This is a genomic window from Streptomyces formicae (assembly GCF_002556545.1).
GTDB lineage: Bacteria > Actinomycetota > Actinomycetes > Streptomycetales > Streptomycetaceae > Streptomyces > Streptomyces formicae_A.
Genome location: NZ_CP022685.1, coordinates 7,073,643 through 7,085,849, shown reverse-complemented (window position 1 = coordinate 7,085,849; position 12,207 = coordinate 7,073,643). Strand labels below are relative to the sequence as shown.

At 73.9% G+C, this 12,207-nt stretch carries 8 protein-coding genes and 1 riboswitch; of the genes, 3 read left to right on the top strand and 5 right to left on the bottom strand.

Annotated features, from left to right (window positions below; translation table 11 throughout):
• Positions 1-12 precede the first annotated feature (12 nt).
• On the bottom strand, positions 13-1,125 hold the full coding sequence (locus KY5_RS30945; RefSeq protein ID WP_098245294.1) for a cobalt-precorrin-5B (C(1))-methyltransferase: 1,113 nt from the start codon (positions 1,123-1,125) through the stop codon (positions 13-15).
• A 17-nt stretch (positions 1,126-1,142) separates the two neighbouring features.
• Here KY5_RS30945 and KY5_RS30940 point away from each other — a divergent pair, with 17 nt between their 5' ends.
• Positions 1,143-1,889 (top strand): cobalt-precorrin-6A reductase, encoded by a 747-nt coding sequence (locus tag KY5_RS30940; RefSeq protein ID WP_098245293.1) that lies wholly within the window; start codon positions 1,143-1,145, stop codon positions 1,887-1,889.
• A 459-nt stretch (positions 1,890-2,348) separates the two neighbouring features.
• On the opposite strand, the gene KY5_RS30935 is transcribed toward KY5_RS30940, so the two are convergent.
• The 3 genes from KY5_RS30935 to KY5_RS30925 are packed head-to-tail and all read right to left on the bottom strand — an operon-like array spanning position 2,349 to position 6,228.
• Positions 2,349-3,932, bottom strand: coding sequence for a precorrin-2 C(20)-methyltransferase (locus KY5_RS30935; protein WP_267894303.1), 1,584 nt, complete (start codon positions 3,930-3,932; stop codon positions 2,349-2,351).
• Positions 3,929-4,555, bottom strand: a complete 627-nt coding sequence (locus KY5_RS30930) for a precorrin-8X methylmutase (protein ID WP_098245292.1) — start codon at positions 4,553-4,555, stop codon at positions 3,929-3,931. Before KY5_RS30930 ends, KY5_RS30935 begins: the two co-directional genes overlap by 4 nt.
• A gap of 11 nt (positions 4,556-4,566) precedes the next feature.
• Positions 4,567-6,228 (bottom strand): cobalamin biosynthesis protein CobG, encoded by a 1,662-nt coding sequence (locus KY5_RS30925; RefSeq protein ID WP_234362933.1) that lies wholly within the window; start codon positions 6,226-6,228, stop codon positions 4,567-4,569.
• Positions 6,229-6,345: 117 nt separating this feature from the next.
• A riboswitch (cobalamin riboswitch) is annotated at positions 6,346-6,484 on the top strand.
• A 34-nt stretch (positions 6,485-6,518) separates the two neighbouring features.
• Here KY5_RS30925 and cobN point away from each other — a divergent pair.
• A complete protein-coding gene (gene cobN / locus KY5_RS30920) occupies positions 6,519-10,124 on the top strand; it encodes a cobaltochelatase subunit CobN (protein ID WP_098245290.1) in 3,606 nt (1,201 codons plus the stop codon).
• A 28-nt stretch (positions 10,125-10,152) separates the two neighbouring features.
• On the opposite strand, the gene KY5_RS30915 is transcribed toward cobN, so the two are convergent.
• A complete protein-coding gene (locus KY5_RS30915) occupies positions 10,153-11,409 on the bottom strand; it encodes an amidohydrolase (RefSeq protein WP_098245289.1) in 1,257 nt (418 codons plus the stop codon).
• A gap of 146 nt (positions 11,410-11,555) precedes the next feature.
• Between KY5_RS30915 and KY5_RS30910 the strand changes: the two genes are divergently transcribed.
• Positions 11,556-12,185, top strand: a complete 630-nt coding sequence (locus KY5_RS30910) for a histidine phosphatase family protein (protein WP_098245288.1) — start codon at positions 11,556-11,558, stop codon at positions 12,183-12,185.
• The last annotated feature ends 22 nt before the right edge of the window (positions 12,186-12,207 follow it).

Below are 12,207 nucleotides of genomic sequence, written 5' to 3'. Positions count from 1 at the left end.
GCGCCCCCCTCTTTACGGAGTGCTGCGGCCCACGATCGTTCCTGCTCTGTCGATGCAGATCACGTCCACCGCCACCGGGGCGCCCCGCAGGACCGCCAGTGCCTCGGCGCGGGCCGTCGTCGCCACCAGGTCACCCAGGGGGACCCCCGCCGCCTCGCACAGGCGCAGGGCCTCCAGGCCCGTGTTGGCGGCGGCGATCCGCTCGGCGAGCGCCGCGGACGCGCCGCCGGTGCGGGCCAGCTCCGCGAGGAAGCCCTTGTCGACCTGGGAGCGGGCCGAGTGCAGGTCCAGGTGGCCCGCCGCCAGCTTGGAGAGTTTGGCGAAGCCGCCGCAGATGGTGAGGCGGTCCACGGGGTGACGGCGTACGTACTTCAGGACCGCGCCCGCGAAGTCGCCCATGTCCAGGAGCGCCTGCTCCGGCAGGCCGTACTCGGCGACGACCGTCTTCTCCGACGTCGAGCCCGTGCACCCGGCGACATGGGTGTACCCGGCCGCCCGCGCCACGTCCACGCCCCTGCGGATCGAGTCGATCCACGCCGAGCAGGAGTAGGGCACGACGATGCCGGTGGTGCCGAGGATCGACAGGCCGCCCAGGATGCCGAGGCGGGGGTTCCAGGTGGAGCGGGCGATCTCCTCGCCGTGGTCGACGGAGACCGTGATCTCCACGTCCCCCGTACCGCCGTGGCGGCCCGCGACCAGCGCGACGTGGTCGCGCATCAGCTGGCGCGGGACCGGGTTGACGGCCGGTTCCCCCACGTCCAGGGGAAGCCCTGGCCGGGTGACCGTGCCCACGCCGGGGCCCGCCGCGAAGACCACTCCGGAGCCCGGCGGCAGCCGCCGCACCGTGGCACGCACCAGCGCGCCGTGCGTGACGTCCGGGTCGTCGCCCGCGTCCTTGACGATGCCCGCCATGGCGTACGACGTGGTCAGCTCCTCGGCGGCCAGCGCGAAGGCGGGTGTCTGGCCCTTGGGCAGCGTGATGGTCACCGGGTCGGGGAAATCGCCGGTGAGCAGCGCCGTGTACGCGGCCGTGGTGGCCGCGGTCGCGCAGGCCCCCGTCGTCCAGCCGGGGCGCAGACCGGTGTGCTTGAGTTGGGCGCCGCGCCCACCCTTTGCCTCACTCATGAAGGAAACCGAACTCCGTGCACGTATTGATTCTGGGGGGAACGACCGAGGCCCGCCGCCTGGCGGAGCTGCTCGCGGGCGAGGCGGGGGTCCGGGTGACCAGTTCCCTCGCGGGACGGGTCGCCGCGCCCCGGCTGCCGCCCGGCGAGGTCCGCGTCGGTGGCTTCGGCGGGGTCGAGGGGCTCGCCGACTGGCTGCGCGAGCACCGCGTGGACGCGCTCATCGACGCCACCCATCCTTTCGCAGGGACGATCTCGTTCAACGCGGCGGCGGCCGCCGCACTCGCCCATGTTCCCCTGCTCGCGCTGCGCAGGCCCGGGTGGGTCGCGGGTGAGGGGGACGACTGGCGCGTGGTCGGTTCCCTGGAGGAGGCGGCGCGGGCCCTGCCCGGGCTGGGTGAGCGGGTGTTCCTCACCACGGGGCGGATGGGGCTCGCGGCGTTCTCCGGGTCCGAGCTGGCCGATCTTTGGTTCCTCGTACGTTCCGTCGACGCGCCCGAGCCGCCGTTCCCCGCGCGCATGGAGGTGCTGCTCGATCGGGGGCCGTTCTCGCTCGACGGGGAGCGGGAGCTGTTGCGTCGGCAGGGGATCGATGTCGTGGTGACGAAGGACAGTGGGGGGTCGGCCACGTCGCCGAAGCTTGTCGCTGCGCGCGAGGCGGGGGTTCCTGTGGTGGTGGTTCGGCGACCTCCTGGCCCGGAGGGGGTCGCTGTGGTCGCCTCGCCGCGGGGCGCCGTTGACTGGGTGCGTCTGGTGCGTGGTTAGGTGCGGGTCGTTGTGGGCCGGGCGCGCAGTTCCCCGCGCCCCTAGAAACACGTCCCCACGCCCCCGTGAGGGGGGTGCCCCATCAGGGGCGCGAGGAACTGCGCGATCAACCACGACGCACCCGCAGCAAAAAGGCGGCAGCGGACGCGTGGTTAGGTGCGGGTCGTTGTGAGCTGGGCGCGCAGTTCCCCGCGCCCCCAAGAACACGTCCCCACGCCTCCGTAAGGGGGGTGCCCCATCAGGGGCGCGAGGAACTGCGCGATCAACCACGACGCACCCGCAGCAAAAAGGCGGCAGCGGACGCGTGGTTAGGTGCGGGTCGTTGTGAGCTGGGCGCGCAGTTCCCCGCGCCCCCAAGAACACGTCCCCACGCCTCCGTGAGGAGGGTGCCCCTTCAGGGGCGCGGGGAACTGCGCGATCAACCACGACGCGCCCGCAGCAAAAAGGCGGCAGCGGGACTCAGGCTTCCGGATAGCGCCTCGGCGTCCACACGACCTGCTCCCCGTCCCCGCGTCGCACGACCTCCGTCTGCGAGGAGCCGACGATCAGCAGCGTCCGCATGTCGACCTCCGACGGATCCAGGTCGGCGAGGCGGACGATGCGGATGCTCTCCTCGGGACCGCCCACGTCACGGGCGAGGACCACAGGAGTGTCGGGGGCGCGATGCTCAAGGAGCAGCTCCCTCGCCTTGCCCACCTGCCAGGTCCTGCTGCGCGAGCCGGGGTTGTACAGCGCGAGCACCAGATCCGCCGAAGCCGCCGCCGCGAGCCGTTCCGCGATGACCTCCCACGGCTTGAGCCGGTCGGAGAGGGAGAGCGTGGCGTAGTCGTGGCCGAGCGGCGCACCCGCGCGGGCCGCCGCCGCGTTGGCCGCGGTGACACCGGGCAGCACCCGCACCGGGACGTCCGCGTACGCGTCCTGCGAGGCGACTTCGAGTACGGCCGTGGCCATCGCGAAGACACCGGGGTCGCCGCCGGAGACGACCGCGACGCGACGGCCCCGCTGCGCCAACTGCAGGGCGAACTCGGCGCGTTCGGACTCGACGCGGTTGTCGGAGCCGTGCCTGAGCTGTCCGGGGCGGCGCGGCACGCGGTCCAGGTAGGTGGTGTAGCCGACCAGATCGTCCGCGGCGGCGAGCGCGCCGCGCGTCTCGGGGGTCAGCCACAGGGGCCCCGCGGGTCCCGTGCCGACGACGACGACCTCGCCGCGCGCCGGGTCCGCCGAGGGCTCGGGCGCGGGTCCGCCGGTCAGCGGGGCCACCCTGCTCGGCAGCACCGCCACCGAGAAGTACGGCACCGACTCCGGGTCCACGTCGGCCAGTCGGCCGGTGCGCTCGCCCTCCATCGTGGCGCGCTCGACGTAGCGGGCCTCGTCGAGACGGCCCGCGCGGTCCAGGGCGCCGCGCACCTTGCCGAAGGTGCGGCCGAGCTTCATCACGACCGCCGAGTCCGTCGCCGCGAGGCGCGCGGCGAGCTCCTCCTCGGGGAGCGTGCCCGGCAGGATCGTGAGGACCTCCTCGGCCTCCACCAGCGGCTCCCCGAGCCGGGCCGCCGCCGCGCTGACCGAGGTCACGCCGGGGATCACCTCGGTCGGGTAGCGGTCGGCGAGGCGCTTGTGCATGTGCTGGTAGGAGCCGTAGAAGAGCGGGTCGCCCTCGGCGAGGACGGCGACCGTGCGGCCCGCGTCGAGGTGCGCGGCGAGCCGGGCCGCCGCCTCCTCGTAGAAGTCGTCGAGTGCGCCCCGGTAGCCACCGGGGTGGTCCGTGGTCTCCGTGGTGACGGGGTAGACCAGCGGCTCCTCGATGTGGTCGGCGCGGAGGTGCGCGGCCGCGATCGAGCGGGCGATGGAGCGGCCGTGCCGTGCGGAGTGGTAGGCGATCACGTCGGCGGCAGCGATGACCTCGACGGCGCGGACGGTCATCAGCGACGGGTCGCCGGGACCGAGCCCGACCCCGAAGAGCCTTCCCTGCTGGGCTTGTTGGAGCTGCTGAGGCTGCTGGCCCTGCTGCTCCTGCTGGTCCTGTGGGACCTGTTCGGTGTTCACTCCGTCTCGCTCGCAATCGCGTTGATCGCCGCCGCGGCCATCGCACTGCCGCCGCGACGACCTCGTACGACCAAGTACTCGATCCCCGAGGCGTGTTCGGCCAGCGCGTCCTTGGACTCGGCGGCGCCGACGAAGCCGACCGGTATGCCGAGCACGGCGGCCGGGCGCGGGGCGCCTTCCTCGATCATCTCCAGGAGGCGGAAGAGCGCGGTGGGCGCGTTGCCGATGGCGACGACGGAGCCCTCCAGGCGGTCGCGCCACAGTTCCAGGGCGGCGGCGCTGCGGGTGGTGCCGAGGCGCGCGGCGAGGTCGGGCACGGACGGGTCGGCGAGCGTGCAGATCACCTCGTTGTCCGCGGGGAGCCGCTTGCGGGTGACGCCGCTCGCGACCATGTTCGCGTCGCAGAGGATCGGCGCCCCGTCGTGCAGCGCCTTGCGGGCGTCGGCCACCACCTGGGGGCTGAAGGCGAGGTCGCGCACGAGGTCGACCATCCCGCAGGCGTGGATCATCCGCACCGCGACCTGGCTGACGTCGGCGGGCAGCCCCGCGAGGTCCGCCTCCGCGCGGATGGTGGCAAAGGACTCGCGGTAGATCGCCGCGCCGTCCTTCTCGTAGTCGAACACTGTGCTCTCGCTCATCTCGTGGTGGTCGTAGGGGTCGTCGTGGTGATGGGGATCGTCGTACGCCTGGTCGCGCGTGCCGTGGTGACCGCGTCGGCCACCGTGGGTCCTGTGACGGGCACGGCCGAGCCGCCGGTGCGCACGGTCACCTCGTAGCGGCCGTCCCCCGTGGCGAGGACGTCCACCCAGTCGCCGTGCGGATGTCCGCAGCGCCGCTCGCAGCCGGACCAGTGGACGGGGAGTCCGCCGTTGCCGGGCACGGCGTCGGCGCGGACGTCGGCGAGCGACTTGGCGCAGCCGGGCCGCCCGGTGCAGGCGCCGACGCCCAGCCAGGGCGATCCGGGCTCCGTGACGAACCCGGCGTCGGCCAGCACCCGCAGCCGCTCCCGCGCGGCCTCGTCGGTGAACCCGGGAACGACGAAACCGCGCCAGGGAGTGACCCGCACCTCGCCCCCCGGCGCGGGCAGCAGCGCCCTCAACTGGGCCACGCTGACCCGCCCGAGGGGCGCCTGCACCAGCACGGCGCCGTGGCGGGCGCCCGGGGGCGGGGGGCCGGAGGGCGTAGCGGCGGCCGAGCCCAGAACACCGGAAGCAGGACCGGCCCCCGAAAGGCCGGAAGCCGCAGGACCGCCCCGAGCACCGACAGCCGAGGCATCGGAGGCCGCAGGGCCGTCCGGAGCGCCCGCGGCACCCTCGGCCGGGGGCCCGGTCGGGGCGCCGAGGGCCGGAGCGACAGCCTGCGCGGCGGAAGCCGGAGCAGCAGCCGAAGCCGAAGCAGCGGGAGCCAGGCCAGCGGCCGGGCCGCCCTGCGCCGGGTCGGCGAGCCCCAGAGGGCCAGCCGCAGCGGCGGCCGGAGTAACAGCCGAGGCGGCAGAAGCCGGAGCGGCAGCCGAAGCGGCAGCAGCCGGGCCGACGAGCCTCGGGGAGCCGTCACGCGCCGCACGTTCAGCCGGCGTCACCGGGATCCCCGCCTCCTCCAGCGCCTTCGCCACCCCCACGCCCTGCCCCCCGGGCAGCTCCCGCACCCGCCAAGCCCCGTTGCCCGCCGCCCGCGCCGCCGCGAGGAACGCGGCCGCCGCGGCCAGCGCGGCGCGGGGCGCGGCGGAGGCGGGGACCCGGTGTGCCGCGTCGCCGAGCAGCAACAGTGCCGTCCCGGTCGATTCTGCGATCAAGGTCACATCCGCGCCGAGTCCCGCCACGTCACCGCGCCCGTCGTCCAGGGCGAACAGGAAGCGGCCGGAGAGTTCCGGCGTCCACTCCTGCGCGCAGAGGAGTCCGTCCAGCTCACGGGCCCACAACCGCACGTCGGCGTGGCCCAGTCCGTCGATTCCGGCCAGGGGGGACGCCACCACGTTGCGGACGCGTTCGTGCTGCTCGGAGGGGAGCAGGCCCGCGTCCGCGAGGAGCGTGGCGAGCTCGCCGCCGCAGGCATCGCCGAGGCCGCGCAGCTCGACGTTGCCGCGCGAGGTGACGCTGAGGTGACCGTCCGCGAGACGCTCGGCCGCGGTGGCCAGAGCCTCGACCTGACGGGACGTCAAGAGGCCACCGGGCAACCGGAGTCGGGCCAGCGAGCCGTCGTCGGCGCGGTGCAGTCGGAGGGCTCCGGGACAGGCGTCGCCCCGGTCACGTATGAGGGATTCGCCCTGTTGTGTGGAGGTTGCTCGGGTGGGCGGCATGGCGGCGAGCATACCCACGCGGATCCGGCGGGGTGCCTCCCGATACCGGCCGTCCGGGCAGGTGGCCGCCCGCCGCGACCTGGGCAGGACTTACTATGCAGGCGGCGGACCGCCAGGTCCGCCGACGCCAGCGACGGCGTGGGTCCACCAGGACCCGAAGGAGGAAGCCCGGTGCGAATCCGGCGCGGTCCCGCCACTGTGAGCCCCACCCGTGTGGGGTGAGCCAGGAACTCCTGCCGTCCAACACGACCACCCGGGGCGCGGACACCCCGAGGAAGGCCTGCGCCCGCATGCTTCTGCTGCTGTCGACCTCCGACACCGACCTGCTCAGCGCCCGCGCTGCGGAGGGTCCCGTCGACTACAGGTTCGCCAACCCCTCCCGCCTCGACCTGGCCGAGCTCCCCGCGCTGCTCGACGGCGCCGAGCTCGTCGTCGTACGCCTCCTCGGCGGTGTCCGCGCCTGGCAGGACGGCCTCGACCAGCTGACCGCGAGCGGCCTGCCGGTCGTCGTGCTCACCGGTGAACAGGCCCCCGACGCCCAGCTGATGGCCTCCTCCACCGTGCCGGTCGGCATCGCCGCGGAGGCCCACGCCTACCTGGCGCACGGCGGCCCCGCCAACCTGGAGCAGCTGGCCCGCTTCCTCTCCGACACCGTGCTGCTCACCGGGCACGGCTTCGAGCCGCCCGCGCCCGCCCCCTCCTGGGGCCCCCTCGAACGCACCGCCCGCGACGTGGCGGGCCCGACCGTCGCGGTGCTCTACTACCGCGCCCACCACATGAGCGGCAACACCGCGTTCGTGGACGCCCTGTGCGGCGCCATCGAGGACGCGGGCGCCCGCCCGCTGCCGCTGTACGTCGCCTCGCTGCGCGCCCCCGAACCGGAGCTCATCGAGGAGCTGCGCGCCGCCGACACCATCGTGACCACCGTCCTCGCGGCCGGCGGCACCAAGCCCGCCGAGGCGTCGGCGGGCGGCGACGACGAGTCGTGGGACGCGGGCGCCCTGACCGGCCTCGACGTGCCGATCCTCCAGGCGCTCTGCCTGACCGGGTCCCGCGCGGCCTGGGAGGAGAACGACGAGGGCGTCTCGCCGCTCGACGCCGCGAGCCAGATCGCGGTGCCGGAGTTCGACGGCCGCCTGATCACCGTGCCGTTCTCGTTCAAGGAGATCGACGAGGACGGGCTCCCGGCCTACGTGGCCGACGCCGAGCGCGCGGCGCGGGTCGCCGGTATCGCCGTACGGCACGCCCGTCTGAAGCACATTCCGGCCGCCGACAAGCGCCTGGCCCTCGTGCTCTCCGCCTACCCGACCAAGCACTCCCGCATCGGCAACGCGGTGGGCCTCGACACCCCCGCGTCCGCTGTGGCGCTCCTTCGCAGGCTCATCGGCGAGGGTTACGACTTCGGTGCCTCCGAGGAGATCCCCGGCCTCGTCTCCGGCGACGGCGACGAGCTGATCCGCGCGCTGATCGACGCGGGCGGGCACGACCAGGAGTGGCTCACCGACGAGCAGCTCGCCGCCAACCCGGTGCGCATCCCGGCCGCCGACTACAAGCGCTGGTACGCGACGCTCCCGCAGGAGCTGCGCGAGTCCGTCGAGCAGCACTGGGGTCCGCCGCCCGGCGAGATGTTCCTCGACAGGTCCCGGGTGGGCAACGGCGGCGACCCCGAGGGCGACATCGTGCTCGCCGCCCTGCGCCGCGGCAACCTGCTGATCCTCATCCAGCCGCCGCGCGGCTTCGGCGAGAACCCCATCGCGATCTACCACGACCCCGATCTGCCGCCCTCGCACCACTACTTGGCGGCGTACCGCTGGATCGCCGCGTCCTCGGCGGACGGCGGTTTCGGTGCCGACGCGATGATCCACCTCGGCAAGCACGGCAACCTGGAGTGGCTGCCGGGCAAGAACGCGGGCCTCTCCGCGGCCTGCGGCCCCGACGCCGCCCTCGGTGACCTTCCCCTCATCTACCCCTTCCTGGTCAACGACCCGGGCGAGGGCACCCAGGCCAAGCGCCGCGTGCACGCCACGCTCATCGACCACCTGGTGCCGCCGATGGCCCGCGCCGACTCCTACGGCGACATCGCGCGCCTGGAGCAGCTCCTGGACGAGTACGCCCAGATCAGCTCCATGGACCCGGCGAAGCTGCCCGCGATCCGCGCGCAGATCTGGACGCTCATCCAGGCCGCGAAGCTGGACCACGACCTCGGCCTGGAGGAGCGCCCCGGGGACGACGGCTTCGACGACTTCCTGCTGCACGTCGACGGCTGGCTCTGCGAGATCAAGGACATGCAGATCCGCGACGGCCTGCACGTCCTCGGCGCCGCCCCGGCGGGCGCCGACCGCGTCAACCTCGTCCTGGCGATCCTGCGCGCCCGCCAGATCTGGGGCGGCACGACGGCCCTGCCGGGCCTGCGGGAGGCGTTGGGCCTCGACGAGTCGGCGGCGACGCGCGTCAGCGCCGACGAGGCCGAGGACAAGGCCCGCGCCCTGGTCCAGGCGATGGACGACGCGGACTGGGACCTGTCGGCCGTCCCCGCCGACCAGGGTGAACAGGTCGCCGCCATCCTGGAGTTCGCGGCCCGCGAGGTGGTGCCCCGCCTCGCCGCCACGACAGCCGAACTGGACAACGCCGTAAGGGCGTTGGACGGCCGCTTCGTCCCCGCGGGCCCCAGCGGCTCCCCGCTGCGCGGCCTCGTCAACGTCCTGCCGACCGGGCGCAACTTCTACTCGGTCGACCCCAAGGCCGTCCCCTCGCGCCTCGCCTGGGAGACGGGCCAGGCCCTGGCCGACTCGCTGCTCGAGCGGTACAAGTCCGACAACGGCGCGTACCCCACCTCCGTGGGCCTCTCCCTGTGGGGCACCAGCGCCATGCGCACCGCGGGCGACGACGTCGCCGAGGCCCTCGCGCTGCTCGGCGTCCGTCCCGTCTGGGACGACGCGTCGCGCCGCGTGACCGGTCTGGAGGCCATTCCGTACGAGGAGTTGGGCCGCCCCCGCATCGACGTGACGCTGCGCATCTCGGGCTTCTTCCGCGACGCGTTCCCGCACACCATCGGCCTTCTCGACGACGCGGTGCGCCTCGCCGCCTCGCTCGACGAGCCCGCCGAGCGGAACCACGTGCGCGCCCACACCCAGGCCGACCTGGCCGAGCACGGAGACGAGCGGCGCGCCACCACCCGCATCTTCGGCTCGCGCCCCGGGACGTACGGCGCGGGTCTGCTCCAGCTCATCGACTCGCGCGACTGGCGCACCGACGCCGACCTCGCCGAGGTGTACACGGTGTGGGGCGGCTACGCGTACGGCCGCGGCCTCGAAGGCCGCCCGGCGCGCGACGAGATGGAGACGGCCTACAAGCGCATCGCGGTCGCGGCGAAGAACACGGACACCCGCGAGCACGACATCGCGGACTCCGATGACTACTTCCAGTACCACGGCGGCATGGTCGCCACGGTCCGCGCGCTCAAGGGCACCGCGCCCGAGGCGTACATCGGCGACTCGACGCGCCCCGAGACGGTCCGCACCCGCACCCTGGTCGAGGAGACGTCCCGCGTTTTCCGCGCCCGCGTGGTGAACCCCAAGTGGATCGAGGCGATGCGCCGCCACGGCTACAAGGGCGCCTTCGAACTCGCCGCCACCGTGGACTACTTGTTCGGGTACGACGCGACGACCGGCGTGGTCGCCGACTGGATGTACGACAAGCTCACCGAGACGTACGTCCTGGATCCGACGAACCGTCAGTTCCTCCAGGAGAACAACCCCTGGGCCCTGCACGGCATCGCCGAGCGCCTCCTGGAGGCGGAGTCGCGCGGCATGTGGGCCAAGCCCGACCCGGCGGTGCTCGAAGCGCTCCGCCAGGCCTACCTGGAGACCGAGGGCGACCTGGAGGACAAGGGCTGAGCCCGGCTCCGCCGTCGGCGGCCGCCCCTCACCGTGCCGGGCGGCCGCCGAGCCAGGCGAGGGCGGCCGCCGTCAGGGCCGTGACCCCGGTGGTCAGGGTCGGCTCGACGAGCGGCGCGAAGAAGGGCGAGTGGTTGGAGGGGATGTCCTTCTCGAAGGTGCCCGCCCGCTGCGCGGCGATCACCTCGGCGGGGTCGGCGCCGCCGAACAGCCAGTAGCAGAGCGGGATTTCGGGGTCCGTGGCGGTCGCGAAGTACCCGACGTCCTCGCTGCCGGTGACCGGGCCCGGGTCCATGATCAGGTCAGGACCGATGACGGCGCCGATCGCCGCCATGGTCTGCTCGACGGCGTCGGCGTCGTTGTTCAGGACGGGGAAGGCGTCGATCTCCGTGATCTCGGGCTCGCGCTCCGCGCCCGCGGTGGCCGCCTCGCCCTTGACGATCCGCTCGACGGCGGCGACGACCCTGGCGCGCACCTCCGGCGTATAGGTGCGGATGTTGATCTGCAGCTCGGCCTCGTCCGGGATGATGTTGTCCTTCGTGCCCGCCCGGATCGAACCGACGGTCACCACGGCCGTCTCGCCGCCCGCGATCTCCCGGGACACGATCGTCTGGAGCCGCAGCACGGTCGACGCGGCCATCACCACCGGGTCGATCGTCGTCTCGGGGCGCGAGGCGTGCCCGCCCTTGCCGAACATGCGCACGCGCAGCGCGTCCGTCGCCGCGAACGCCGGGCCCGCGTGCGCGCCGATCATCCCCGCGGGCAGCGGCGCGACGTGCTGGCCGAGGACGACGTCGGGAGTGCCGAACCGCTCGTAGAGACCGTCGTCGAGCATCCCCCGCGCGCCCTCCGCGGCCTCCTCCGCGGGCTGGAAGACGCCGAGGATCCGCCCCGACCAGTCGCCGCGCGCGTCGGCGAGCAGCCGCAACGCGCCGAGCAGGCACGTGACGTGCATGTCGTGGCCGCAGGCGTGCATCACGCCCTCGGTGCGGGAGGCGTAGGGCAGGCCGGTGCGCTCGGTCACCGGGAGCGCGTCGAAGTCGGCCCTGAGCAGGACGGTGGGGCCCTCGCCGTTGTCCAGGACGGCCACCACGCCGGTGCGGCCGACGCCGGGGGTGACCTCGTAGCCGTACGACTTCGCGCGGCGGGCGATCTCGGCGGCGGTGCGGTGCTCCTCGAAGGCCAGCTCGGGGTGCGCGTGCAGATCGCGGTAGAAATCGGCGAGGTCGTCCTTGACGGCGTCGAGGCCGCCGAGGGCGGCGGAGGTCGGGTCGGCTGCGGTCATGTGGCGCTCCTCTGCTCGTGCTGCTCCGCCACTGTACGTACGGGTCGCGCGGCGGAACCGGTGGGCGGCCCGGGACGTCCCTCCCCGTACCGCACGAAGATCACCCGGGACCGTACGGAGATCACCCGAGGGAGCGCCACCCCGACATGACCGATTTCGCCACCCGCCACCTCTACCTCGTCCGGCACGGCGAGGCCACGCCGGACGAGAGCGGCCTGACCGCGAACGGGCGGCGCCAGGCCGTGCTGCTCGGCGAGCGGCTGCGCGAGGTCCCCCTCACCGCGATCCACCACGGCCCGCTCCCCCGCGCCGAGCAGACCGCCCGCCTGATCGGCGAGCAGCTCGACCACGTCCCCCTCCACCGCGGCGAACCGGCCGGTGACTACCTGCCGTATCTGCCGACGCGCGACGAACTGCCGCCGGAGACGGCCGACGAGACACTGGAGCGGCTCGCCGGGTTCCCCGCCCGCGAGCGCGATGAGGGGCCCGGGCTCGCCCGCGCGGCCGTGGACCTGTTCACCGGACCCGTGCCCGGCGCCGAGCCGCGCCACGAACTGGTCGTCACCCACAACTTCCTGATCGCCTGGCTCGTCAGGGCCGCGCTCGACGCCCCGGCCTGGCGCTGGCTCGGCCTCAACCACGCCAACACGGCCCTGACCGCGATCCGTTACACCCCCGGCAAGCCCGCCGCGCTCCTCTTCCAGAACGACATGCGGCACCTGCCCGCGGAGCTGCGCTGGACCGGTTTCCCGCCCGAACTGCGCCCCCACGACTGACCGGCAGGCCCGGACCGTCCCG